This window comes from Mesorhizobium sp. LNHC221B00, assembly GCF_000502935.1.
Lineage (GTDB): Bacteria > Pseudomonadota > Alphaproteobacteria > Rhizobiales > Rhizobiaceae > Mesorhizobium > Mesorhizobium opportunistum.
The window spans coordinates 226,579-251,866 of record NZ_AYWR01000011.1; the positions used below are offsets into that span (position 1 = coordinate 226,579).

The following is a 25,288-nucleotide window of genomic DNA, read 5'->3' on the forward strand; positions in this document are numbered from 1 at the left end:
ACGACTCAAGGCTTCTCAGGCAGAGGGACTTAAGGTTACAACACCCACGATTGCGCTCTCCACCAGCTTCTTGAACTCTGGACGCGTAGCGTTCCCCGTCTGTTGCGACTGCGTCAAGTAGAGGCCAATCAGGTCATGCGCCCTATCAACCCAGGCTAAAGTGCCTTGGAACCCCCCGTGCCCAAAAACGTTGTCGCCGAAAACCTCCCACTGGAGACCGTACTCTTTGGACACGGGGCTTGGACCCGTCGCAAGTCTGATGGTCTCCTCCGACAGCAAGCGGCGATCGCCGAAGCGCCCACCATGCAGCATACAGGACAAGAACTTCGCGTAGTCGATCGCCGACGCGAAAAGGCCGCCGGAAGCGCGGAAAAACGGGACTTCCTCCGGTTCCGTGTTATCCCAGGACTTTGTCCAGGGGCCGCTTTCGCCGTTCTCCCGGCGGTAGCTGGCGGCCACACGTCTTGTACGTGGATCGCCCGGCTGCAGCTTGAAGTCTAAAAAAGAATCGCCCATCCCAAGCGGCTCCAAAATTCGCGTCGTGATGAAGTTTTCGGCAGGCATTCCCGAGATCTCAGCGGCAACGGCCCCAAGAGTGCTTGAGCCCGGATCACTATATTCGTATCGCGTGCCCGGGGGATGTTCAGGCCCTTTCCGGCCGACCTCGTCAACCGCCTCCCGCAGTGAAGCGTACTGCGTGGTCCCGATACTCTCAACGATCGAGCCGGTAATTCCAGAGCTGTGAGTGAGAAGCTGATAGATCGTAATGTCGCGCGCACGCTCATTATCAAAAGCCGGGAGATATGCGGACACCCTGTCTTGGAGCGTCAGCCGCCCCTCCTCCTTCAACATCAGGATGGCCGTGCCGAGAAGCGGCTTAGTCATTGAGCGCATCATGAAGATCGTGTCGATTTTCATGGGAATCTGGCGCTCTCGGTCACTCCAGCCGACCGTCTCGTGCAACACGATTCGATTCCTGCGGATCACCAGCATGACCGCGCCAACGATGCGGCCCTCGTCCACCCACGCATGTGCAGTCTCGACGGCACGCCTAAGGGGTGGCGGCGACATGCCCACGCTTTCGGGCGACGCGGGCGAGAAAGGTACGTTCGATTCGTACAGGATGGGTTCAAATCTCATTCGTTCTCCACAATTGTCGAAGCAGCGCAGCATTCTCGGTCCGAGCCCCACTAGCTCTGACGCGTCAATTGAAGCACATCTATTGAAAATAAGTCAAATGTTTCACACCAGCCCTGATTTCACCGAGCCGTGGTGGAGTTTCCTTTTTGCGCTTGAGCGCAGCGAGCTCGGCCAATTACGAATGGTTCGGGGACGAGGACCCCAAACCGGCACTGGCTGTGGAGCACGGTGGCCCGACCGGCGGAGCCCCGACGGTAGGATCATCGTTGTTAGCCAACAGAATCTGCGCAAGAGGGTCTCGTTTTAAGGGTCTCAGGCTTGAACGAATCCGCTGACGGTCGGCAAGTACTACTTCGACGCCGGCAAAGGCTTCTCGGCCATGGTCTCGCTCGAGGAACGCTCTGGCACGGCTGGCATTGCGTTGCGTCCCTTGCCATCAATTTTCTTTGCCGTAGGAGAGGTCGGACGAGACGAGCGGGCCTTTTTAGTCCAGGTTCTCGATTTCAAGTGGGTGCTGAAATCCGCAAGATGAGCATCAAACCGCAGAAGAGACTCACGCGCGGCCTCTGCACCCTGCCCGGCGATCAGCGCGCCCAGCACTTCAGCGACCGCGAACGCTGGTGTCATCGTATGGAAAAACGACGGACTCTTCGTCTGCACAAGAACGACATCGTCGGCCACTCGGGCCAGCGGGGCAACCTCGCTGTCGGTGATCGCGACGATCGGAATGCCATGCCGATGCGCATACTCGGCGATCTCGACCGTGACACGCGTGTAGGGGAACACGCTTGTCGCGAAGAGCACGTCGTTGCGGGACGCGCGGGCCAAGGCGTCCGAACCGGTGCCGCCGACCGCATCGAGCATAACAGACTTTTCCCTAATCATCGAAAGAATGTAGTGCAGATGCCAAGCAGTTGCGTGGCTCGACCTCAATCCGACGCAATAGACGCACTTGGCAGCTGCAAGGCGTCTTGCTGTTGATACTATCGCGTCAAGTTGAAACTCGGCCAGATGGATAATCTCGGCCGCTTGAGCTCGGAGAATTTCGCGCGCGAGGCCATGGTCGCCTTTGCGCTTTTGAGCGATCGCTTGTACATCCGCCTTTCCGGCGAATCCAACGTCGCCGCTGCGAACGGCCTCAGCATAGATTTCGCGAAGCTCGTCGTAACCTTCGAGGCCAAGATGCTTGGCCAATCGCGTCATGGTAGCCGGCTGGACCCCGGCCACACGCGCCTGGTCGCGCATTGACAGCAACGCGACGTCATGTGGTTGGTCGATAATATAGCGCGCCGCCAATTGAAACTGCTCCGACATTGTGTCGAAGTGGGCGATCAATCGCTCCGAAAAAGGTCCGTCAGCCATGGCTTCTACCTAGCGTAGCGTTATAGCTTGCGCAACATACGTTTCATTTCATGTTACATTTCGTCCGGGCAAGATCGGCCGTGAACGCAGCTGCTGGGGGCAACGCGGTCGGTCATTCAATATTTCAATCATTGTTCACGGCTGAGCCAATCGGATTCTTTCCAGGAGTTTGAGCTAGACGCGGCTAGACGCAGGCCCGCGTCTCCAACATGATCCATGCAGCTCACCTCGGCAAAGATTGAAACATGTGTTGCAAATCAAATCGGCTCTGTTATCGTGCCTGCCAACCGTGACCACCCGCCCAGCGGTGATAGGAAGTACATAATGTTTGAAACGGTCGCCTACGAAATCCAGAATGGTATCGCCGAAATTCGTCTGAACCGCCCGGACCGCTTGAACGCAGTGGTGCAGAAATTATACGATGATGTCCTGGCGGCTCTTGATGAGGCGGAACGCGACAAGACCGTACGCGTCATTGTCCTGACGGGAGAAGGCCGGGCGTTTTGTGTCGGCGCCGATTTGAAGGAGCACAAGGCGGGTCGCGCGGCCTTCGATAGGCGACAATATCTGATGAGCGAGCAACGGGTGTGCAGACGTCTGGTCTCACATCCAAAACCGCTAATTGCGGGAGTCAATGGCTATGCGCTTGGCGCCGGTGCCGAGATGGCTCTCGCTTGCGATTTTATTGTCATGGCCGCCTCGGCGCGGATCGGATTTCCCGAAGTTGGCCTTGGCGCGTTCCTCGGCGGTGGGGTCACGCATCTCCTTCCCCGACTTGTCGGCTTGGCAAAAGCGCGCGAGCTGACCTTCTTGGGCCGGCAGATCGACGGGGCGGAGGCGGTCCGGATTGGGTTGGCCTCACGCTGCATCCCCGACGAGGAGTTTGCTGAAGGCATCCGCACTCTGGCGAGCGAACTGTCAAAGAAGGCGCCATTCTCGATGCAGCTTGCCAAAGAACAGTTGGCTTCAGCTGCTCACGGGACGTTCGACTCTGCTCTTACTGCTGAGCTTGAGGGAATGATGTTTTGTTCGACTACGCGCGATTGGCAGGAGGGCGTTGACGCCTTCGCGGAAAAGCGTTCGCCAATTTTTCGGGGGGAGTAACATGCCGTCCAATGATCTCCTCAGCATTCTGTCCCCCGACTCCATTGCGATCATCGGCGCGTCGAAGAACCCTGCAAAAAGGGGGTATCGGTCGCTAAGAAAACTCTTGGATGACGGCTATGCCGGGGAGATCTACCCGATTAACCCAAAAGAGAGTGAAATCTGCGGGGCTAGATGTCTACCCGATCTGGCGAGCTTGTCGGGGCCTGTCGACCTTGCGTTGGTCTGCACTCCCGCTTCGACGGTCCCCTCGGTCATCGCCGAATGCGCGGCCAAGGGAGTGCGCGGTGCCGTGGTTCTGGCGGGTGGCTTCGCGGAAGCCGGAGACGACGGCAGCCAGATCCAGGATGCCATGCTAGCCGCTGCGCGCGCTGGCGGTGTAAGGATCATCGGGCCAAACACCTCAGGTATGTTCAATACTCACAAAGCCTGCAATCTCGTCGGCTTTTCGGACTTACGGAAGGGTAGCATCGGCCTTTTGTCCCAATCCGGCAACATGGCCCTGTCCCTCGTCACCGAAGCTCAGGCCAACGGCCATGTGGGTTTGAGCACTTACGTGGGGGTAGGTAACGAGGCGGATATCCGCTTCGACGAGTACCTCGACTACTTTGCGGCCGATCCCAACACCAATGTGGTGATTGCCTACGTTGAAGGATTAAAAGACGGCCGCCGCTTTTTGAACGCCTTGAGGCGTATCTCGACAGAGAAACCAGTTGTCATCTACAAATCAGGTCGGACAAGTGCCGGGCGCAGTTCCGCGAAGTCTCATACCGGTGCTTTGGCTGGCGAATATGCGGTTAGCGAGGCTGTGCTGAGGCAAGCCGGCGCTATTCTTGCACATCGCTCCGATGAGATCCTGCCGATGGCGGAGGCGCTGTCGCTTTTGCCGCCCCTGCGTTCGCGGCGCCTCGCCATTCTGGCGGATGGCGGTGGTCACGCGACAATTGCCGCCGACGCCTTGTCGGAGCGCGGACTGGCGCTCGCCCCGCTGAGCGAAGAGACGCGGCGACGGCTTGCAGCGATACTTCCTGCGTCCGCGTCTGTCATCAATCCTGTCGACGTAGCCGGAGGCACGGATTCGGACCCCTCGGTTTTTGCGGCTTGCGCCGAGATTCTCTTGCAGGATCCGATGGTGGATGGACTGCTAATATCAGGACTCTACGGCGGTTACGCCGTCCGTTTCTCAGAAGACCTGCTCGCCGCAGAAATCGATGCCACGAACCTCATCAGCGCAATGGTACGCCGGTTCGACAAGCCCGTGATCGTACACAGTCTATACGATGCGCTTCAGGCAGATCGGCGGCCGTTGCCCCTCCTCGAGATGCACCGCGCGGGGATCCCAGTGCATAGCTCCCTGGAAACGGCGGTGCGATGCATGCAAGCTTTGGCGGAGTGCGGTGAGGTGGGCCGCGCCTTTGCAGCGCTGCGGCCACAGCGGGCGCAGCACGGGAAAATCTTCGAGCAGGTTCTTGCGCGATGCAGAGCCGAGGGTAGGCGCGTAGTTTTGGAACACGAAGGGCGAGCTAGCCTGCGCGACTTTGGCCTGGATCTCACACCGGCTTTGCTGGCTGCGGATGAAAACGAGGCTGAAGAGGCTTTTCGCCGTCTCGGCACAAAGCCCGTCGCGATGAAAATCGTATCTCGCGACATACTGCACAAGACGGAGGCGGGCGGCGTCCATCTCAACGTCCTCGACGTCGCATCGGTGCGCAGTGGCTTCCATGAGATCGTCGCCAATGCCAAGGCTGCGGTAACCAATCCAAACATTGCAGGCGTCCTCATCACTCCGATGGCAGCCAAGGGGGGCGTCGAGGTCATCGTCGGCGTCGTGCGCGATGTCACATACGGTCCCATCATGATGTTCGGACTGGGCGGGGTCCTCGTCGAAGTTCTTAAGGATGTGGTGTTCCGCGCGCTTCCGATCTCAAGAAACGATGCCTTTGCGATGTTGGATGAAATTAAGGCGCAAGCGATTCTCGATGGCATGCGCGGGGGAGCGCCCGTTGATCGAGACGCGCTTGCAGGTTTCATGATGAGTATCTCGGATTTGGTTGAAGCCTTCCCGGAAATCGACGAACTCGACCTCAATCCCATCCATGCCTATCCCGACGGTCTTGCCGTCTTGGATGTTCGCATCCTTCTCACCGCGTCCTCCACAACGCGATCGGTAGAGAAGCAAGGGATTGAAGCATGACCGATCTGCCGAAATTCATCGACTCGAAACTCGAGGTTAGCGACCGCGTCGCTATGCTCGTGCTTGACCGCGACGACGTCCGCAACGAACTGACCGGGACGGCCCTGATCGACGATATCGTGCGGACGGTCGACTGGATCAATGGTGGGGCTGCCGTCTCAGTATTGGTCTTGACGGGAGCTGGCAAGGCATTTTCCGCCGGCGGCAACGTCAAGGACATGCGGGACCGTAGGGGAAGCTTCGCTGGCGATGTGTTGGAGGTGCAAGAACGCTATCGCCGCGGCATCCAACGAATTGCGCTTGCCGTGCACCAGCTGGAGGTCCCCATCATTGCTGCGGTCAATGGGGCGGCAATCGGTGCCGGTTTCGATCTGGCAACAATGTGCGACATCCGTATCGCAGCTGAGGACGTGGTATTCGGCTCCACGTTCATCAATTTTGGCATCGTACCGGGAGATGGCGGTGCCTGGTTCCTGCAGGATCTGCTCGGTCCCCAGAGGGCGGCGGAGTTGATCTTCACCGGCCGTCTGGTGCGCGCCGAGGAAGCTCTACGACTGGGAATCGTCCTTGAGATCGCGATAGCGTCCGAATTGCAGTCGCGAGCCCTGCAACTTGCTGCAAGCATTGCAGGAAAACCTCCTCAGGCACTTCGACTCGCAAAACGGCTTCTGAAGGCAGCGCGGCGATTGGACCTGCCTGATTTTCTCGACCTCTGCGCGGTGTTTCAGGGCATGTGCCACAATACACAGGACCATGTTGAAGCGGTCGGAGCCTTCCTGGACAAACGTCCTGCCCTCTTCCAGGGCAGCTAACCGCCGCCGGTATCACTTGCGTAGCGTGCAGTCTGTGCCACTCGAAGCAGTTTCTCGCTGGCAAGCGGTGCACCAACGTTCGGGTGCTACTCACCGCTGTCCAGGGCCACACTGGCTCGCGCCCCGCATTCTTGACCTTGTGTGATCCATACGATTCGCGGGCACAAAATAGAAACACTTGTTGCACACCAAACCAAAGTCGTGTATCTTGCGACAAGAAATGAGGAGCTAATCCATGAAAGTAGCCATTGCTGGATTCTGCCTGGAATCGGTCAGCTTCCTGCCGAACCTCACAACCCGGGAAGATTTCAAGCGCAACGAGTCGCGCGGAAGCGAAATGGTGGGCCATCACCGTGGAACGGAAACGGTCCTCGGGGGCTTCATCGAAATCTGTGAGCGAGAAGGCATTGAGATGGTGCCGATTGTCAGCACGTCAGTCGGTGCGGCCGGGCCGGCCGCAGATGACGCGTTCGACCATTATTGCCAAGTCATTGGCGACGGGCTGAGAGCGTACCACGGATCGCTTGACGGCGTACTCCTCGATCTTCACGGGGCATGCACAACTCCGACGCGCCTCGATCCCGATGGCGACATCGTACGCGTGGTACGCAACGCGGTCGGACCCGATGTGCCGGTGATGCTTGCTCTCGACTACCACGGCAACTTGGACGCGTCGACGATCTCCGATGCAACAGCCACCTTCGGCTACCATTATTCTCCGCATATCGACATGGGTGACACCGGCAGGCGAGCGGCGGAATGCCTTGTCAGGACCATGCGAGGAGAGATAAGCCCCGTGACGGCGATCGCCCGACCAGGCGTGATGGTGCCTAGCATCTTTAGCGCGACGACTTTGCACCCGCTTTCGATCTTCGTCGCCCGCTCGGTCGAGCTTCCCCACAACACTCCCGGACTGTTGGACGTCTCGATATTTGCCGGGTTCTCTTATGCAGACGTGCCGAACTGCGGATTCTCCGTCGTCGTCGTTGCCGACGGCGATCGGAGTCTTGCCGAGCGGACTGCAATTGATCTCAGCGAAAGCATACGCCAGGCCCGTCGCGAACTCCACATTCCTGGACTGGTTCGAAATCTGGAGGATGGTGTGGCTTACGTGCTCGAACGGACAAAGTCGGCCAAAGCGCCGGTTGTCCTGCTCGAGCATGCCGACCGGATGAAAGATTCCACTCACGTGCTGCGTGAGTTAATCCGCAAGGGAGCGAGCAACGCCGCTGTGCCCTTCCTCTGGGACCCGCAAAGCGCAGCCGCTGCATGCGAGGCCGGCGTCGGAAAAACCATTCACCTAAATCTCGGTGGCCGCTCGTCGCCAAGGTCGGGAGGGCCGATCCCCGTCGAGGCGAGGGTTCTGCAGGCGGGCGAAAAGCGCTATTCAGTGACAGGTACGATGGGTCGCGGCGCCGAAGTCGACCTTGGTCCGACTGCTGTGCTTGACATCGGAGGCATCATCGTGAGCGTCACCACGAATCCTGTCACGGCGATCGACGAGGACCCGTTCATACAGTTTGGTATGCGGGTGGAGGACTTCGCCATCATCGTGCTTCGCTCGAAGACCCACTTCCGGGCGGTCTACGAGCCTCTGGCAGAGGAGATCGTCATCATCGACACGCCCGATTGGGGGCCGGCGGACCTCAAGACGCTGCCATACCGGCACGCTCCGACCGCAACCTCTTATCCGTTCATCGATCATGCCTGACAACTATGTCGCTCCTTTCCGCTCGTGACCTCTCGGTCTGGTGTTGTCACGTTACCTGGCATGCGGTTGCTTGCGTGTCGGATTGGACGCAATTTTTGGGTGATGCGATGCAGATATCAAATATCGGTTCGAACGACCAGCGAGCTAATCGGACTGGGCACAAAGCCTTTGTCAATCCATGGAGACTTACGAAGCAAAGCGTATTGCGAGAATCTTATCGACACAGCTATCAGCCATGCTGGCCGGTTGGATGTGCTGGTTAACAATGCGAACATCATTACGCGCGGTATCATCCTCGAAACCGGCGACGAGCGAAGGTCATGGTTTCGTCGGATTCCGGGATCCGATTGTGGTCTCATGACTCCTGGTTATCCGACGCACGACGAATACTCATTTGCCGTAAGCTCGCGGGTGTAGCATTACGATGTTGCGATGAATACCTAGGCGGGCAGCGTATCAGATTGCATGACATCGCTAGGAACTTTGACAGGAGAATGAACGAATGCCATCTAACGCTGCTTTGGACGAGCGCCGCATCGCGGCGCTTCCCCTTGGGGTGTCTTGTTCGAACGCAATATATGCTGATCGCGGCGAGAACGCCGAGCTTTGGGACGTCGAGGGCCGGCGATACATCGACCTAGTCGGCGGAGTGGGCGCGCTTGCGGTTGGACATTGCCATCCGAAGGTTATCGCTGCAATACAGGCCCAGCTTGGCCGGTTCAACCACACGTTTTTCGGGACCATCCCCTATGAGGGTTACATTGCCCTCGCAGAACTCTTGAACGAGAGATGTAAGGTGGGCGGGCGTGCCAAGACGCTACTTGTTACTACGGGTGCTGAAGCGATCGAAAATGCTGTCAAGATCGCTCGTGCGTACACAAAGCGACACGGGATTGTTGTTTTTGGCGGCTCCTTTCACGGCCGCACCCTATTGACGATGGCGATGACAGGAAAAGTAATACCATACAAACAGTCCTTCGGACCGTTTCCCGGCGGCATCTATCGGGCGCCTTTCCCAGATCTGTATAGGGGCATTGATGTCGAGCACTGCCTTTCGGCATTGGACACGGTCTTCGAAACGGAAATCGAGGCAACTGCGATCGCTGCCTTCGTCATCGAGCCGCTTCAGGGGGAAGGTGGTTTCATCCCTGCCCCAGCCGAGTTTATGAAAGGTCTCAGAGGGCTCTGCGACCGACATGGCATAGTGCTCGTCGTCGATGAGGTCCAGTCTGGCTTCGGCAGAACTGGTTCTTTGTTCGCCGTAGAACATATGGGGATTGAGCCAGATTTGATCGCCATGGGCAAAGGGTTGGGTGCAGGCCTTCCCATCTCGGCCGTGGTTGGAAGAGCGGAGATAATGGACGCTCCTGGCGTCGGAGGCCTTGGTGGCACCTATGCCGGCAATCCGCTGGCGTGTGCGGCTGCGTTGGCGGCAATAGACGTTTTGGATGCGGAGGGCTTGCTCGATCGGGCCCGCGCAATCGGCGCTCGTTTCACGGCTGGCTTTCAGCGAATTCAGAATAAGCATCGTTCGATTATTGGCGACATTCGCGGCTTGGGTGCGATGATCGGCGTTGAATTGGTCAACGATGCCGAGACTCGCTATCCAGCGCGATCCCTCACTGCTCAAGTGATCAAAGAGGCCGCCAATCGCGGCTTGTTACTGGTGTCAGCAGGTCGACACTTCAATGTCATTCGCCTGCTACTTCCGCTGACCATTTCTGATGCACTAATTGACGAGGCCTTAAGTATCTTCCAGGATGCGCTTGATGCTGTCGTCTCCGAGGGCGGAGCTTCCAACTTCCCTGCCGCCGTTCAGGTCTAGTAGGAACTGTAGACCAACAAGACGCATCGGGTCCAATCAATCAGGTATTCGAAAGGGGAATGACGTATATGACGAATTCCATGATAAGAACCGGAATTCGTAATTCGCGACGATTGAAGCGACTTGCGACGGTTGGGACAGACACCTGACTTCCTACGGCTCGACATGTATCAGAAAGAGCACCCTTGGAGCTGCTGTACGCGACTCCAGGGTGGTGTTGTGCGTCTTAGTAAGCCAAATCACAATTCGGTATTCGGTGAACTACGAGGACAATAAAGCCAGAGGCATCCTTAGTCGGCTGTTCCAATCAGCTCATGACGGCTAAGATTTTGGGCTGGGTCCACGCGTCAGAATTGATGAGGACATAATGCACGGTTTTATTTTGCGGCGTCTCGGCGTGATGGCGCTGACTATGCTCAGTTTGACGCTGATAGTCTTTTACATGGTAAACCTAGAACCCAACCTTAAGAAGCTGGCGCTGAGTCAGACGAATAATCGCGCCAACGCCGTGGACGTAGAAAAATGGCTTCAGGCAAATGGCTATCGCGAGCCGTTCTTCAAGCGCTACGCCGAATGGGTCGGCCTGTGGCCCAAAGATCCTAGCCTCGATCCGAACACGGGCAATCCGACACTCAGATTCGGCTTTTGCAGCGGATCCGAGTCTCGCCAGTTTTCCGGCGTGCTACAAGGTGACTTCGGCTGTTCGACCAAATTCAGGACCACCGTTTCCGCCAAAATTGTACCAGCGTTGGTTGCCACAAGTAAGCTGATGTTCTGGGCACTGGCGACGATCGTGCCGATTTCATTACTGATGGGCATTCTTGCCGGAATGCGCGAGGGGACTCCAACAGACAGGACACTGTCCGTCATCTCGATTGTAACTACAGCCACTCCTGAATACGTTTCCGGCGTCCTCCTCACAGTGATCTTCGCTTCCTGGCTCGGATGGTTGAACGGATCGGCGGCTTCGGCGGCCGGACAAGGCCTTACCTTCTACAATTTCGCATTGCCGGTAATAACGATGGCCATCGCCGATATAGGCTACATAGCCCGCATGACGCGAGCGTCGATGGTCGAAGTGATGACGCAGCAGTACATCCGCACTGCTCGACTAAAGGGCCTCTCTTTTCCCAGAGTGGTGTTCAAACACGCACTGCGTAATGCACTGATCACACCTTTCACGATAATCATGCTTCAGTTCCCGTGGCTGCTCACCGGCGTGGTGGTAGTGGAGACGATGTTTCGCTACCAAGGGTTTGGCTTTATATTGAACGACGCAGCGGCCAACAATGACACTGACCTCCTGCTAGGCTGCTCACTGGTGTCGGTGGTGGTTGTGCTGCTGACTCAGCTGATCTCCGATATTGGCTACGTTTATCTCAATCCGCGCATTCGTGTGCAATAGGAGGCGTCTGTGCAGTTTCAGATCATGGGATGGTTCAACATAGGCCTTGGGGTCCTGGGACAGTTCTTGCCGGTCTGGATCGCCATGGCTGTTTGGCTTGCGTTCAGCATAGGCTTTCGTAAACAGCTTGGACTCTATGGCGACCTTTTCAGAACGGGCGTCGGCCTCTGTGGCGTTGTTATCTGCCTCTTCTGGGTATTTACAGCCATCTTCGCTCCTATCATCGCGCCCTTCGATCCCCTCAGCCAAGTCGCGGTCATGAAGGGGGCGTTGCCGGGAACCATCGTCCCTGACGGCAGCGGAGTTTACTATTTTGGCGGTGACATGCTTGCGCGGGATGTGTTCAGTCGCATGGTCTACGGTAGCCGAATTGTGATGTCGATCGCACCGGCCGCCACAGCTTTTGCACTAATTGCGGGGATCGGCCTCGGCTTACCAGCGGGATATTACGGCGGCCGCGTCGATTCTATTTTATCCTTCTTCGTCAATCTGTTATTGGCATTCCCCGTCATTTTGCTGTTTTACTTGCTGGTGACGCCGGATGTTCGTGAGCTGTCGTTCGACAATTGGTTCAGCGAGGCGACAGGCATTGGAATGTCGATTGCTAGGTCGTTCGCGGCGGTCATCTTTCTGATTCCCATCGTATTCTTTTTGACCTTATTCCATACTCGATTCAAAAGCCGTCCGGATCGGTACTACTTTCTTACCGGGATTACTGTTCTGATCGGCGTCTGGATGTATATTGGCGTGATCTTCGACGCCGACCCGCTTGGCGTCATACACGTTAGTGCGAACTACCTTAACATTTTTGTAGGCGTGGTGCTCGGCTCTTCACCCAGCGTGTTTCGCATCGTACGCGGCCTCGTCATGGACATCAAAACGCGCGATTACATCGCGGCTGCCCAGACCCGCGGCGAGAGCGCCTGGTACATCATGATTTGGGAGATATTGCCAAATACTCGAGGCCCGCTGGTTGTCGATGCCTGCTTGCGCGTCGGCTACACGACGATCTTGCTCGGAACCCTGGGCTATTTTGGGCTCGGGGTCCCGCCTGATAGTCCTGATTGGGGAACCGCCATCAAGGATGCGAGCCGGTTCCTGCGCGCCTATATCCATCCGGCACTACCTCCGGCGATCGCGCTCATGTCCTTTGTGCTAGGGCTGAACCTTCTAGCTGACGCACTTCGCGAAGAATCGCTCAAAGATTGAGAGGCCGCCTATGAACGAAGCTGTCAAACTGATGTCTGTCGCAAGCGCCCAACCCATCATCGAGATCGAAAACCTGTCGATCTCTTTCTTTACCAAGAGCGGCGAGATTCCCGCCGTAATGGACTTTTCCTGCACCGTAATGCCTGGGGAGTCCATGGGGATCGTGGGGGAATCGGGCTGCGGCAAGTCTACGGTTTCGCTTGGTATCATGCGCGACCTTCCCGGCCTCGGGAAGATTGTCGGTGGCCGCATTAATTTCCAAGGCAGGGACATGGGCGACATGTCTGATGTGGAGCTCCGTGCGATCCGCGGCCACAAGATAGCCATGGTATATCAGGAGCCCATGGCGAGCCTGAACCCCGCCATGAATGTCGGGGAGCAACTGATGGAAGTGCCTGTCCTTCACGAGAAAGTGTCGAAGCAGGAGGCGTATCGCCGCTCGCTCGACATGCTGAAGGCGGTCCGCCTGCCCGATCCGGAACGCATAATGCGATCCTACCCCCACCAGCTTTCCGGCGGTCAGCAGCAGCGCATAGTCATCGGCATGGCGTTGCTCTCGAAACCCGCACTGCTCCTCCTGGACGAGCCCACAACGGCCCTCGATGTGACAGTCGAGGCAGGCATCATTGAACTGGTCAGGGATCTCGGTACCCGCTTCGGCACCTCGATGATATTCGTGTCACACAATCTCGGGCTGATCCTGGAGACCTGCGACCGGATCACGGTGATGTATTCTGGCGAGGCGGTGGAGACGGGTACAGTCTCCGACGTGTTCGACAGGATGCGCCACCCCTATACGCAAGGACTTTTTCGATCGATACCTCGGCCAGGGGCGGACAAAAATTCTCAGCCGATAGTCGCCATCCCGGGCCAGCTTCCTCTGCCGCATGAGCGGCCGCGCGGCTGCAATTTTGGTCCACGCTGCCATCACTTCGTGCGAGGCCGTTGCGACGCCGACGAAATCCCCATGATCCCAGTTGAGGGGCACGAGGGCCACTATAGCCGCTGTGTGAGGTTCAATGAAATCGATTGGGCTGCGCTTCCTGAGGGCGCTGAAAGGGTGCGCGAGCCGGTGAAGCCGGGCGCGCCAGTTCTCAAGGTTAGTAGCTTGAAGAAATACTACCACGTCGCGGCGAACTCGATCTTCGGCAGGGGGCAAATGCGCACCGTCAAGGCCATCGAGAATGTCACCTTCGAGGCGAGGCAATCCGAGACTGTGGCTATCGTCGGCGAGTCCGGTTGCGGCAAGTCCACGCTGGCCAAAGTGCTGCTCGGGCTCGAAACCGCAAGCGCCGGCACCGTGAAGCTTTGCGAACAGCAAATCCAGTCGACGGGCATTGAGGCGCGCGACGTGCAAACGGTTTCCTCCATCCAGATGGTGTTTCAGAATCCTTTTGACACTCTCAACCCAAGCCATGCGGTAGGCTCGCAGATCATCCGCACGTTGGAGAAGTTCAACGTTGGGAACACGCGGGCCGAGCGGCGTCAGAAAATGCTAGAATTGCTAGATCTGGTCAAGCTTCCGCGAGCTTTCGAGAACCGCAAGCCCCGCCAGCTTTCCGGTGGACAGAAACAGCGAATTGGCATAGCTCGGGCCTTCGCAGGCGGCGCTAAATTGGTCGTGGCCGACGAGCCGGTTTCCGCTCTCGACGTCTCGGTGCAGGCGGCGGTGACTGAACTGTTGATGGACATCCAACGCAGGAACAAGACGACGTTGCTATTCATCAGCCACGACCTGTCTGTCGTCCGCTACATAGCTGATCGGGTGGTGGTCATGTATCTTGGCCACATCGTCGAACAGGGCACGACAGACCAGATCTTTTCGCCTCCTTACCACCCCTATACGGAAGCGCTCTTGTCGGCGATCCCGATCGCTGACACCAGCGTGGTGAAAAAGCGAATCGTGCTCGAAGGGGACATCCCTTCGGCGATGAACCCGCCGCCGGGCTGTCCGTTCCAGACGCGCTGTCGATGGAAGAAGTTTGTTCCCGAGAACCGCTGCGAAAGAGAGTTGCCGCCTCTAAGGGATCTGGGAAACAACCATCGCAGCCTTTGCTGGCTCGACGATGATCAATTGGCTAGACAGGAGCCAGTGGTTAGATTCACTGCGCACGCTGTGGATACAGAGAAGCCGGGGCAATCGATACCGCGATAAGGGCAGTCGGAGGAGTGCGGATTATCCGGCGTTTTCTTCTGCATGCGCTCCCTGACGGCTTCTACCGCATGCGCCACTTCGGCTTTCTCGCCAATAGCCACCGACGGGATCGGATCGATCTCTGTAGGCAGATTCTCGACCAGCCATCAAAGGGTCAGACCGGAATCGGTGGCCGGCTTCATCGGAATACGCAGGCTACTGCGCGATCGCACTCTGAAGTACTTCACAACGAGTTCGTCCAGATACCAAACATTGCCGGGCGCGCCTGCCGTCGCCGCAGGTTGCATACGATCTGGGGTCCGAACTTGGCCGTCCAAACGGGGGACCGTTTCATATGACATCGATTCCATGTTCGAGCAGCATTTCCTCAACTTCACCCAGACTCAGGTTGAACCGTAGGTAAAGCCAGACCGCGTGAGCAACGAGCGGCGGAAACCAAGGACGTTTGAAACTGATATCTGATGTCTGCATCGCCCAAAATTGCGTTCAATCCGACACACAAGCAACCGCACGCCGGTTAACCTGACACCAAGAGACAGATATGACGTTAGCGCCGGCTCCGACCGAGTTGAAGCTGGCCCTTGAACATGGTCATGACCCCTGGTTATCCGATCCACCATTAATACTCATTTGATGTTCGATCGGTCGCTGTCCTAGAGTTCCCGCTTCGCTGGCTAGCAGCATCGCAAGGACAAGCTATGAGGTCGCTATGAACGATACCAAATTGGTTTCACCAGGTCCGGATGGGCTGCTCCTCCGTGACAACTGGAGTGACCTGCGGCAGTTTCGACCAATGCCGGATATTGATTTTCGAAGGCTCGATGGATACCGGAAGGCTCGCATAAGAGCGGCAATGCGTGAAGCCGGTGTCGCGTTGTGTGTTATAGTGAGTCCAATTACCATTCGCTATGCGGTCGACTACAATACTTTCCCGTTATATCAGTCACATATTCCCAGCACCTATCTCTTTTTTCCCCTCGATGGGCCAATCACGCTTCACAATGCATACAGCAAAGGATCTTCCGCGGACGGCGTCAGGCCGGGGAGACCGATTTCGTTTTTTGACGGCGGCAACGAACTGGTGGACAACGCGAGAATTCTCGCGGACGACATTGTTGGGTTCCTGAGCGAAATCGGTACAGCCAATCGCAAAGTGGCCGTGGAGTATGTCAACCCGAGCATAACCCAAGCGCTGCTTCAGCGCGGCCTCGAGGTTATTGACGCCGTCAACATCATGGAAGGGGCACGGGTTATCAAATCGGAAGACGAGATAGCCTGCATCCGCTGGGCATGCGCCGTAGCCGAGCACGGCATTGCGCGTATGCAGGCGAGCATGGGGCCAGGCGTGACGGAAGTGCAGCTTTGGGGACTTATCAACTATACCAACCTCGCCAACCAGGGTGGCTGGCATGAGGGACGGATGCTCGCTTCCGGGCCGCGCATTAATCCGTGGCTGCAGGAAGCCACCCAACGAGTCATCGAACCGGGAGACCTGGTAGGATTTGACACAGATATGGTGGGGCCATTTGGGTATTTCTGCGATGTTTCACGGACATTCTACTACGGGAAGGATCGGCCTAGCGCTCGGCAGCGGCAGCTGTATCGATTCGCCTATGACGAATTGCATACAAACATGAAGCTCATACGTCCAGGCGTCAGCATGAAGGATCTGCAGGCGGCAGCCTGGCCGGTACCCGAAGAATTTCGGCAGCAGGCTTACAGCTGCGTGATCCACGGAGTTGGAATGTGCGACGAATATCCTCAAGTTAAACCATCATTCCGTGGTCCGGTAGCGTACGATGCGACTCTCGAAGCAGGCATGGTCATATGCGTCGAAAGTTATATTGGTGCCGTCGGCGAAAGGGATGGTGTAAAGCTGGAGGAGCAGCTCCTTGTAACCTCCGAGGGGTATGAAGTGCTTTCAACATACCCGTTTGAAGAGCGTCTCCTGAGCTGATTCCAACCGAGATACTATCTGGGGTGTTGTCAGGTTTTTGGGCGATGCAGACATCAGATATCGGTTCAAACCCCATTGGTTTCCGCCGCAGATCGTTGCTTAGGCGGTCNAACCTGCGGCGACGGCAGGCGCGCCCCGGCGATGTTTTGTATCTGGACGAAGTCGTTGTGAAATGCGCTGGCAGGCAGTTCTGGCTCTGGCGCGCGGTGGATCAGGGCACCGTTCTCGTGGAAATCTCGCAGAAGCGACGCGACAAGGCGGCGGCAAAGCGCCTGCTGGTCACGTTGATGAATCTCTATGGTTTTGTTCCGAAGCGGATCGTCACCGAAAGCTTCGCTCCTACGGTGCGGCAAAGACTGAAGTGGCGCCCGGTCTTGACCAATTGGTCGCACAAGCGCCTCAACAATCGCGCCGAGAACAGCCATCTGCCGTTTCGAAAACGCGAACGAACCATGCAAGGCCACCGACGGCCGGGAGCGTTGCAACGTTTCGTCTCATGCACTCAGCTACCCGCAACTGCTTTTCAGTTCCCTTCTGCCGCAGTGCTGCACAACCAGTTCGCTACCATCGCCTCGAGGTCTTCGATGCCTGGAAAATTGCGGCCTGCGTCGCCTGAAAACTAAAGACGCCTCAAGGCTTCTCAGGCAGAGCGACTTAACGTGACAACACCGGCTGCGATCTCCAGGATGGAAACCGGCTTTCCCCCGATCGGAACAGTTGACTCAGGATCATCTGTATGCAACATTTGTTTCAATCCATATTTTGGGGTAATTTAGCATGTTGAAACGGGCACAGCTCCGCGATTCGGTACGGGGCGTCGGTGCGCACTCTAATGGCGCCCGGCAAACCGCAAATGTGGGAGGTGTCGTCGCCGCAGGTTCCGGACCCGCTGCAGTCGCGGGAGCGGAGATGCTTCGGATGGGGGGCAATGCGGCGGATGCGGCCGTAGCGGCAGCAATCGCCATGACTGTCACCGACCCTGCCAACACTAGTCTTGGCGGACGCTGCCATATCGTCATCCTGGGTCCTGATGGGCAAGTTAACGTCATTGACGGACGCAGCGCGCTGCCGCACGCTTGGTTGCCAGAGCCCGCCGAAATCGGGGCTAGAACCGTTCCGGTTCCAGGCATTCCGCGGGCCTTTGAGAAGGCCGTAGCAGAACATGGCCGTCTTGGCCTCAATGAGGTGGTTCAGCCGGCTATATGCCTCGCCAGGGACGGGTTTATCGTTCGCGCTAATCTCGCTAATGCATGGGCGCTGATGGCGCCAAGGCTTGCAACGCACCATGCCACAAAGGCCTTATTCCTTAAGCCTGATGGATCGCCTTGGCGATTCGGCGAGACTTTCCGTCAGCCGGAACTCGCGGATACTCTCGCTGCCTATGGAGAAACTGGCTCGGCCAGCATAATGGTCGGTACCGAACTGGAAAGCCTTCTTACGAAACTGGTGGCCGCGGGCAGCCGTCTCACAATGGACGATTTCGCCGCCTACCAAGCGCTTGACGCGGAGTCGGTGGAGTTCTGCTACCGCGGCTGGAAAGGCTGGACGATTGGACAGCAGGGTTACGGCTATGAGCAAGCCCATACCCTCGCTCTCTTCGAAGCCTTTGATTTTTCCAAGCTGGCCGATCCGGACCGCTGGGCGGTGATGCTTTTGGCGCAATCCATGGCATTTCGGGAGGATGAAGCTGGACTCGTACCCGATGCTCAGTCTCTGCTTTTAGAAGAATATCTCTCCGCTCAGGCCGGCACAGTCCGGGCGCTCCTGTCTGGACGCGGTGACCTTGCGAGTTGCTTCCCGAAGGCGCGGGCGCAGGTCGGTATAGGCGACACTACCCACATTTCGGCGGTCGACGGCAATGGCATGGTCGCCTCGATCACGACTTCCATTGGAGAGTGGTTTGGCTCTGCGGTCGCTACACCGGGTGGCTACTTGATGGCGCATAGCTATCAGATGACCGACGGCCGACGGCGTGCAAGCCGCGATATCACTCATCAGGCGCCTACAGTATTGGAATCGCCCATGGGCGATCGCGTCGCGCTAGGCGCCGCTGGGTCCGAGAAGATCACGGGTGCGGTGCTGCGCGCCATCGTAAACATCGTCGACCGCAACATGTCCGCGCAAGGTGCGGTCGCTGATCCGGCGTGCGTGTTGATCTCTGAAGGCCTCGTGCAGATCAGCACCGAACTTGATCGTGCCGTCGGCGGAAGACTTGCCGATATTGGTCTGCCGCTCCTCCCAAAATCGCGGAGTACCGGAGAACATTTCGGGCTCTTGCATCTCGCCTATCGTGACCGACGTGGTCGGTTGAGCGGTGGTGCGGATACGTACTGGGATGGTGGTGTCGAGTACGCTTAGTTTCAAGGCCTTTAAGGTAATGATACATCCGCGGGTAAGCGGTTGACCAGATATTATCCTACACACGTGGAGGCCCGCTATGGCCAGTGGTCCGAGTACTGAGATGACTGAACCGGGCTACTCATCTGGGAATGCCGGCACGGCTGCCGCCCGGGCAGCCTTGGTGGCTTTCGCTGGACGTTTCGACGTGGTGAGTGAGTTTTTGGACGCACCTTTCGGTCGCCACAGTGCCGATCTGAGCTTTGTCCTCGACGTCATGCGTTCCCAACCAACGGCCGGCAAGTGGTTCACGATAATGACCAAGCCCTACAGTGAGTGGCGCGCAGCGCGCTGGTCGCCTGACGGCTTGGACATCGCCGAAATGGCGCCAGTCTGTTTTCGAACACGTGAGGATGTTGAGCGCTGGGTCTTCAAGCAGCGTTGGCAACATCTGATCGGTGCACTCCCACTGCAGGAAAGTGACGATGAAGTCTGATCGCCCAGTGATTCTCGCTTATGCAGATCGCGACAGCGTCAAACCGGGCGAAAGTATCGGTTTTGCTGTGAGCTGCGTGAAACTCGACAGCTTCGAGTGCGATTTCGTCCGCTTGCTTGGTTGCGATGCCGGACCGGAAATGCCGCCCTTTCAGCCGTCAGTGATGACGGAATGCAAGCGTTACCCTGGTCGGGAGCAACCTATCCGGGCTGGTTCCTACATTGAGGTCGAGAACTCGCAACGCCTGGCGGACCTGGGCCCGATAACGATTTGCGCTAACATCCTGCCGACCCTTGTTAACGGCCAACCTCGTTGTCTGTTGAGTACGCTGACTGCTGACGGGTGCGGGGGACTCGCCTTGCGGCTCGATGCCGAGGGCTGCCTGACCGCAATCCTTGCCGACGCCGATGGGGCGCGAGTCTACTGCCTCGATCGGCCCTTGTCCATGCGTCGCTGGAGCTTCGTTGCGCTAAGCTATGATCCCAAACGTCATCACTTGCTCGTTGCGGTGCATCGCCTCGCTTCTGGAACGCACGACCACGCCGGCGCCAGCTGGCTGGCTGTGGATGATGTGCAGCCGCCAGCAAGCGGCGACGGTCACCTTCTAATGGCAGCGGAGCGGGGTGGCGACGGCTTTCCTTGCCACCTCTTCAACGGGAAAATAGAACGTCCCCGTATCTTGAGTGTGGCGCTGTCCCTCGACCAAATCAAGGATTTGGCTGCACGCAAGCCAGCCGAACCGGTCGGTTGGCCCTGCCTGGCCGATTGGGATCTGATGAATGAACCCGCATCAGACGCGGTCCAAGATCTTTCAGGCTTCGGTCACGACGGCTTGTGCGTCAATCAGCCCGCCCGTTATGTCCAGGGTTCGAACTGGGATAGCTCGACCTTGGATTGGCGCCGCGCACCTGAACAATATGGCGCTATTTACTTCCACCACGATGATATTGAGAGTCCCTGCTGGCAAGAAGACCTGCGGCTCACGGTGCCCGTTGAGTGGCCGAGCGGTTGTTATGCCGCCCGTCTGCGGGGCGACGATGCTGAATTCTATGTACCATTTTACATCCGACAACCAGCTAACGCTTCCAGCGACGTTGCTTTCCTGGCGCCTACTGCGACCTACGCAGCCTACGTCAACATGTTATCCCAGCATCAGAGAATAGAGTATGGTCTCGGCTGCCTTGGCGTCACCTTCACCCCACTAGACCTCTTGGCTGTAGGTCTTCAAGGTCCCGGCAGATCACTCTACGATCCGCACGATGACGGCAGCGGGCGCTGGATCGGATCGCTTCGCAGGCCAGTTCTGAACCGGCAGCCGGGAGGCTGGCTCTGGAATTTTCAGATCGACCTTTGCCTTCTCGGCTGGCTAGCCCGAGCTGCGCCCGATCACAACGTATTGACGGATGAGGAACTCGATCGCGAGGGTCTGACGGCCTTGGAGGGTTGCCGCGTGCTGGTGACTGGCAGTCATCCGGAGTATTGGTCTGTGCCGATGTTGCAGGCCCTCGACGGCTTCCTCGCCAAGGGTGGGCGGCTCATGTACCTCGGCGGCAACGGATTTTGGCATACCATCGATTTCCATCCCAGAAAGCACGGCTTGGTCGAGCTTAGGCGCCGCAAGTCAAGTATGGGCCGTGTCGACGCGGGCGACGCCTACAGCAGCTTTACTGGCCGGCTCTGCGGCATTTGGAGGGATCTGGGCAGACCCGAGCCCTCACTAGTCGGCGTCGGATATCGGACAGAGGCTTTTGACCGCTGCAGTTACTATCGTCGCCTGCCGGCAGGTGACGATCCACGGGCGCACTTCATCTTCGACGGGATCACCGAAACCATCATCGGGGATTTCGGTATTTTGGGCGGAGCGGCTGGTCTTGAGGTTGACGTGGTGGACCAAGAACTTGGCTCCCCACGTCATGCGCTCGTGGTTGCCGCCTCGGAGGGCCATACGAGCTCGTACATGCGAGGGATGAGGGGAACCGAGTTCTTCACGGCTCTCTGGAACGAGGCACCAAAAGAGCCCATTCGGGCTGATATGACGTTCTTCGAGACACCCGCAGGCGGCGCGGTCTTTTCTGTCGGCTCGATAGCTTGGGGCAGCTGCCTTCCGCACGCCGGCTACGCCAATAATGTCGCCCGCGTTTCTGATAACGTGCTACGCCGCTTCCGCGATCCGAGCCCTTTTCAAATGCCAGATTGAAGGGGTTGTCGTATATCTGAACCGATCGATCCTTTGATATCCGCGCCGCCAATCGATCGTGTAAGCCATGAGTCTTCATTGAAACCGGGATTGAGGCCGATGCTCGTTACTTCCGTAGAGGCACGCGAACCGTCATAGGCTTCGGAACGGCAGGTTTCTTTCTCCGATGAGGAGTGAAGCCTCAGGATCATGTGACGGAACAAAGGCCAGATATCCAGCCGAGGTGTGATCTAGGTGAACCAACCACTGACCTGTCCTGGGCTAGTTTAAACATCAAGAATGAAGCATCTGATGGCTCAGACCCCACCGCCTCACTGCTGGATCTCAAAGCCCTTACTATCGAAAAGCCTCAAGCAGATCTGGCTAACGGAACATACACGGCACAGACGCGGTTGCCTCGGCCATGGCGGTATTCGGATTGGCTGCGGAGACGGGGGGTCGATTCAAAATCCTGCTTCGGCACAGGATCTCGTTGGCGTCAAACCGACTATTGGCTTGGTGCCAAACGCCGGTCTTTTACCAGGATCGGGTTACCGAGACGTCATCGGCCCGCACGCGCGATGTGTGCGCGACGCAGCCATTTGCTTGGATGTGATTGCCGGTTACACGTCAGAAGATCCCAAGACTCTTGCAGCCGTCGGGAAAAAGCCGAAGGGGGGTACACTTCCAAGCTAACGGTTGATGCGCTCAAAGGTAAACGTTTGGCGCTCTATGGCAGCGGCTGGCGCGATCAGCCTCTTTCTTTCGGCGGAGGCGAGAGAACTCTACGGCAGAGCGAAAGGAGACCTCGAAAAGCTCGGCGCAATTCTGGTCGAAGATCCATTTGCCGGCTCCGGTTTTGCGAAGCTCCGCAAGCCGACTCCTCCGCTACGGGATTTCGACGCGCGAGGCCTTGAATCCATCCCCTACGATCTCCATCGGTACTTGCAACGACTCGGGTGCCCTGATCCACCGCGCGCCAGAGCCAGAACTGCCTGCCAGCGCATTTCACAACGACTTCGTCCAGATANGGTGCCCTGATCCACCGCGCGCCAGAGCCAGAACTGCCTGCCAGCGCATTTCACAACGACTTCGTCCAGATACAAAACATCGCCGGGGCGCGCCTGCCGTCGCCGCAGGTTGCATGCGATCTGGGGTCCGAACTTGGCCGCCCAACGGCGGACCACCTCATATGACACTCGAGCAGCATTACCTCAACTTCACCAGACTCACGTTGAACCGTGGTAAAGCCAGACCGCCTAAGCAACGATCTGCGGCGGAAACCAATGGGGTTTGAACCGATATCTGATGTCTGCATCGCCCAAAAATTACGTTCAATCCGACACACAAGCAACCGCATGCCGCCGATCGAGGCCCGACAGGGCCGGCAGGCTTTAGGCTGAAAGCCATGATGTTGCGCCAGCGCCAGCCGTGATCGGTTGTAGACGATGTGCCCCTCGGTATCTTCGCCGATGGCTACAAAAGCTTGGCGGTGGCAACGCAGCAGCGTCTGCAGGTCTTGATGCAGACGTAGCATGCGAAGAATCGCCGGGCGAAGGAGCCATCCACATGGGGTAATCGCGGGAGCGACGCGCCCTGGAACCGATCATAGCCTTGGAGGGTGGCTGTTCCCCGATAAGATGAAATACGGGCTCACGACTGGACGCCGGGCCCAGCATCAACGGAGAACAGCCATGGAAGAACATATCGGTCTCGACGTGTCGATGAAAGAGACGGCAGTGTCGATCCGCCGTGAAGGCGAACGGATCTGGCGCGGGAAGTGCGCATCTGATCCCAGGATCATTGCCGAGCTTGTCCGCAAGCGGGCGCCGGCCGCAAAGCGCGTCGTGTTCGAAACCGGCCCGCTGTCAGTTTGGTTCTATCATGCGCTGCGCGCCGAGGGATTGCCAGCCATCTGCATCGATGCGCGCCATGCCAAAGCCGCTCTCGATATGGCGGCGAACAAGACGGATGCGAATGACGCCGATGGTTTGGCGCGTCTTGCTGAAGCAGGATTCTTTCGCGAGGTGCGCGTGAAAGGCTTCGACAGTATGTTGACCCGCACGCTCGTGGCAGCACGCACTCGGCTGGTCCGGATCACCGTCGAGCTTTCCAACCAGATCCGAGGGATCATGAAAACGTTCGGCTTGCTCGTTCCCGCCGGTAAGGGAACTACATTCGAAAAGAATGTCCGGAGCCTTCTTATCGATCAGAGCGAGCTTGCTCCTGTCGTCCTACCGATGGTGGAAGCCTGGCGCAGCATTCGCATCCGTGCCGCCGAGCTTGGGCGCCAGCTTGTCGCAGATGCACGTCAAAGCCAAGCATGCCGCATACTCATGTCGATCCCCGGCATCGGCGCCATTACCGCAACCTCTTTCGCCACTGCCATTGAAGATCCGGGCAACTTCAAGAAGTCCCGCTCTGTTGCCGCTTGGATCGGCCTGACAACTCGCCGCTACCAATCGGGAGAAGTCGATTATGACGGCCATATATCCCGACGCGGCGATCGACATTTGCGGGGACTTCTCTATGAGGCTGCGGCGGTCATCCTGACACGCAGCCCGATCGACAGCAGCCTGCGCACGTGGGGCCTCAAGCTCCGGGAGAGGGTTGGCTTCAAACGAGCTGCCGTGGCTGTGGCGCGCAAACTGGCGGTGATAATGCATTCGATGCTCAAGACCGGTGAGTTCTTTGATCGAAATGCAGGCGCCACAGCATGAAATCTTGCGAATAGCGTTCAGGATCTGAGCGCCTGAGACGTCCCTGCCGGGACGTGAGCCGAGCCATTCCGCTGATGGGGTTGCACCGCTGTCTCAGCAAAGTGCGTCGTCCACATTGAAGGCTCGTCCGCGGAGCTCCATCATGCGGCGACTGATGTCGACCGCGAAGACAACCATGCACCCGGCAGCGTCGTCTCGACGCAATTACATGCTTGACGTCCCAGCGGCGATTAGACAACACCGTCAATCGAACAGCTCTTCGCCATACCCAGGCGTTGGCACAGAAGGGCCGCAAGACGCATCGTCGCAGCCGTTCTGCCAACCGGTCGGCCAGGGCTGCATCAGGCGTGCTTCCAATTGGACGTAACGGACTCTCGGAGGAAGCCCTTAGCGACGCGGTGTCCCGTTTTAGTGCTCGAAGCCCGCATTTCTTTCCCTATTCCAGCAGCTTAGCAGGCAGGTCGCGAGGACAGAGAATGTCCCAAACCATGTCTGTTTTGCGATATTAATACATTTGACTCATAAGAAGCGATATGCAACGGTTGTTTCGACCTGTTGATAGGACTGATGATGGTGAAACGCGGACAATCCCTGGAGCGAGGCTGCGGCGTCGAGTACCGCTTTCTATCAAAAGGTGGCAGAGCACGCGGGCTAGCCACTACATTGCGGCAATGGAGCCAAGATG

Annotated in this window: 17 protein-coding genes and 4 pseudogenes; 17 read left to right on the plus strand and 4 right to left on the minus strand. The window is 57.7% G+C overall.

Annotated elements, in window-relative coordinates; genetic code table 11:
* Positions 1–15: 15 nt before the first annotated feature.
* Positions 16–1,140 carry a serine hydrolase domain-containing protein gene (locus tag X741_RS151135; RefSeq protein ID WP_023778286.1) on the minus strand — a complete coding sequence of 375 codons (1,125 nt, stop codon included), beginning with the start codon at positions 1,138–1,140 and terminating at the stop codon, positions 16–18.
* 348 nt (positions 1,141–1,488) lie between these two features.
* Positions 1,489–2,502 (minus strand): MurR/RpiR family transcriptional regulator, encoded by a 1,014-nt coding sequence (locus X741_RS151130; RefSeq protein WP_023778287.1) that lies wholly within the window; start codon positions 2,500–2,502, stop codon positions 1,489–1,491.
* Between the two features lie 324 nt (positions 2,503–2,826).
* Between X741_RS151130 and X741_RS151125 the strand changes: the two genes are divergently transcribed.
* From X741_RS151125 to X741_RS1000000171670, 10 genes and pseudogenes are all read left to right on the plus strand, one after another.
* Complete coding sequence (locus tag X741_RS151125; protein ID WP_198023965.1) at positions 2,827–3,606, plus strand: enoyl-CoA hydratase/isomerase family protein; 780 nt, start codon at positions 2,827–2,829, stop codon at positions 3,604–3,606.
* A gap of 1 nt (position 3,607) precedes the next feature.
* Positions 3,608–5,800, plus strand: a complete 2,193-nt coding sequence (locus X741_RS151120) for an acetate--CoA ligase (protein ID WP_023778289.1) — start codon at positions 3,608–3,610, stop codon at positions 5,798–5,800.
* Positions 5,797–6,612 carry an enoyl-CoA hydratase-related protein gene (locus X741_RS151115; RefSeq protein ID WP_023778290.1) on the plus strand — a complete coding sequence of 272 codons (816 nt, stop codon included), beginning with the start codon at positions 5,797–5,799 and terminating at the stop codon, positions 6,610–6,612. Before X741_RS151120 ends, X741_RS151115 begins: the two co-directional genes overlap by 4 nt.
* 235 nt (positions 6,613–6,847) lie before the next feature.
* Positions 6,848–8,323, plus strand: a complete 1,476-nt coding sequence (locus X741_RS151110; RefSeq protein WP_023778291.1) for a M81 family metallopeptidase — start codon at positions 6,848–6,850, stop codon at positions 8,321–8,323.
* A gap of 102 nt (positions 8,324–8,425) precedes the next feature.
* Positions 8,426–8,740: an SDR family NAD(P)-dependent oxidoreductase gene (locus tag X741_RS1000000169825; RefSeq protein ID WP_245272733.1), complete on the plus strand. Its 315-nt coding sequence runs from the start codon at positions 8,426–8,428 to the stop codon at positions 8,738–8,740.
* An 85-nt stretch (positions 8,741–8,825) separates the two neighbouring features.
* Positions 8,826–10,148 (plus strand): 4-aminobutyrate--2-oxoglutarate transaminase, encoded by a 1,323-nt coding sequence (gabT, locus tag X741_RS151105; RefSeq protein ID WP_023778292.1) that lies wholly within the window; start codon positions 8,826–8,828, stop codon positions 10,146–10,148.
* Positions 10,149–10,515: 367 nt separating this feature from the next.
* Complete coding sequence (locus tag X741_RS151100; RefSeq protein ID WP_023778293.1) at positions 10,516–11,553, plus strand: ABC transporter permease; 1,038 nt, start codon at positions 10,516–10,518, stop codon at positions 11,551–11,553.
* A gap of 9 nt (positions 11,554–11,562) precedes the next feature.
* The gene (locus tag X741_RS151095; protein WP_023778294.1) at positions 11,563–12,762 is read left to right on the plus strand and encodes an ABC transporter permease; all 1,200 of its coding nucleotides are present in this window, start codon (positions 11,563–11,565) and stop codon (positions 12,760–12,762) included.
* A 10-nt stretch (positions 12,763–12,772) separates the two neighbouring features.
* Entirely contained in the window at positions 12,773–14,917 is a 2,145-nt protein-coding gene (locus tag X741_RS151090) for an ABC transporter ATP-binding protein (RefSeq protein WP_023778295.1), read from the plus strand.
* Positions 14,863–15,039 (plus strand): annotated as a pseudogene (locus tag X741_RS1000000171670) (transposase); the annotation flags it as partial. The gene X741_RS151090 and the pseudogene X741_RS1000000171670, both read left to right, overlap by 55 nt.
* Positions 15,040–15,253: 214 nt before the next feature.
* On the opposite strand, the pseudogene X741_RS1000000170405 reads toward X741_RS1000000171670, so the two are convergent.
* A pseudogene (locus X741_RS1000000170405) lies at positions 15,254–15,352 on the minus strand (IS6 family transposase); the annotation flags it as partial.
* Positions 15,353–15,626: 274 nt separating this feature from the next.
* Between X741_RS1000000170405 and X741_RS151085 the strand changes: the two are divergent.
* The 6 genes and pseudogenes from X741_RS151085 to X741_RS1000000168510 all read left to right on the plus strand — a co-directional run.
* Entirely contained in the window at positions 15,627–16,874 is a 1,248-nt protein-coding gene (locus tag X741_RS151085; RefSeq protein ID WP_031250134.1) for a Xaa-Pro peptidase family protein, read from the plus strand.
* Positions 16,875–16,918: 44 nt separating this feature from the next.
* The gene (locus tag X741_RS01000000166730) at positions 16,919–17,497 is read left to right on the plus strand and encodes a DDE-type integrase/transposase/recombinase (RefSeq protein WP_084018624.1); all 579 of its coding nucleotides are present in this window, start codon (positions 16,919–16,921) and stop codon (positions 17,495–17,497) included.
* A gap of 295 nt (positions 17,498–17,792) precedes the next feature.
* On the plus strand, positions 17,793–19,232 hold the full coding sequence (locus X741_RS151080) for a gamma-glutamyltransferase (protein WP_031250135.1): 1,440 nt from the start codon (positions 17,793–17,795) through the stop codon (positions 19,230–19,232).
* 103 nt (positions 19,233–19,335) lie between these two features.
* On the plus strand, positions 19,336–19,707 hold the full coding sequence (locus X741_RS0134985; protein WP_156937897.1) for a hypothetical protein: 372 nt from the start codon (positions 19,336–19,338) through the stop codon (positions 19,705–19,707).
* On the plus strand, positions 19,697–21,904 hold the full coding sequence (locus X741_RS151075) for a N,N-dimethylformamidase beta subunit family domain-containing protein (RefSeq protein WP_023778299.1): 2,208 nt from the start codon (positions 19,697–19,699) through the stop codon (positions 21,902–21,904). The genes X741_RS0134985 and X741_RS151075 overlap by 11 nt, the downstream gene beginning before the upstream one ends.
* Before the next feature lie 388 nt (positions 21,905–22,292).
* A pseudogene (locus X741_RS1000000168510) lies at positions 22,293–22,843 on the plus strand (amidase family protein); the annotation flags it as partial.
* A 412-nt stretch (positions 22,844–23,255) separates the two neighbouring features.
* On the opposite strand, the pseudogene X741_RS1000000169835 reads toward X741_RS1000000168510, so the two are convergent.
* Positions 23,256–23,408 (minus strand): annotated as a pseudogene (locus X741_RS1000000169835) (IS21 family transposase); the annotation flags it as partial.
* A gap of 169 nt (positions 23,409–23,577) precedes the next feature.
* Between X741_RS1000000169835 and X741_RS151070 the strand changes: the two are divergent.
* Positions 23,578–24,603, plus strand: a complete 1,026-nt coding sequence (locus X741_RS151070; RefSeq protein ID WP_023778300.1) for an IS110 family transposase — start codon at positions 23,578–23,580, stop codon at positions 24,601–24,603.
* The last annotated feature ends 685 nt before the right edge of the window (positions 24,604–25,288 follow it).

Coding starts and splice junctions, on each gene's coding strand:
- X741_RS151135 (WP_023778286.1), bottom strand. CDS start 1,140: ATGAGATTTGAACCCATCCTGTACGAATCGAACGTACCTTTCTCGCCC.
- X741_RS151130 (WP_023778287.1), bottom strand. CDS start 2,502: ATGGCTGACGGACCTTTTTCGGAGCGATTGATCGCCCACTTCGACACA.
- X741_RS151125 (WP_198023965.1), top strand. CDS start 2,827: ATGTTTGAAACGGTCGCCTACGAAATCCAGAATGGTATCGCCGAAATT.
- X741_RS151120 (WP_023778289.1), top strand. CDS start 3,608: ATGCCGTCCAATGATCTCCTCAGCATTCTGTCCCCCGACTCCATTGCG.
- X741_RS151115 (WP_023778290.1), top strand. CDS start 5,797: ATGACCGATCTGCCGAAATTCATCGACTCGAAACTCGAGGTTAGCGAC.
- X741_RS151110 (WP_023778291.1), top strand. CDS start 6,848: ATGAAAGTAGCCATTGCTGGATTCTGCCTGGAATCGGTCAGCTTCCTG.
- X741_RS1000000169825 (WP_245272733.1), top strand. CDS start 8,426: ATGCGATGCAGATATCAAATATCGGTTCGAACGACCAGCGAGCTAATC.
- gabT (WP_023778292.1), top strand. CDS start 8,826: ATGCCATCTAACGCTGCTTTGGACGAGCGCCGCATCGCGGCGCTTCCC.
- X741_RS151100 (WP_023778293.1), top strand. CDS start 10,516: ATGCACGGTTTTATTTTGCGGCGTCTCGGCGTGATGGCGCTGACTATG.
- X741_RS151090 (WP_023778295.1), top strand. CDS start 12,773: ATGAACGAAGCTGTCAAACTGATGTCTGTCGCAAGCGCCCAACCCATC.
- X741_RS151085 (WP_031250134.1), top strand. CDS start 15,627: ATGAACGATACCAAATTGGTTTCACCAGGTCCGGATGGGCTGCTCCTC.
- X741_RS151080 (WP_031250135.1), top strand. CDS start 17,793: ATGGGGGGCAATGCGGCGGATGCGGCCGTAGCGGCAGCAATCGCCATG.
- X741_RS0134985 (WP_156937897.1), top strand. CDS start 19,336: ATGACTGAACCGGGCTACTCATCTGGGAATGCCGGCACGGCTGCCGCC.
- X741_RS151075 (WP_023778299.1), top strand. CDS start 19,697: ATGAAGTCTGATCGCCCAGTGATTCTCGCTTATGCAGATCGCGACAGC.
- X741_RS151070 (WP_023778300.1), top strand. CDS start 23,578: ATGGAAGAACATATCGGTCTCGACGTGTCGATGAAAGAGACGGCAGTG.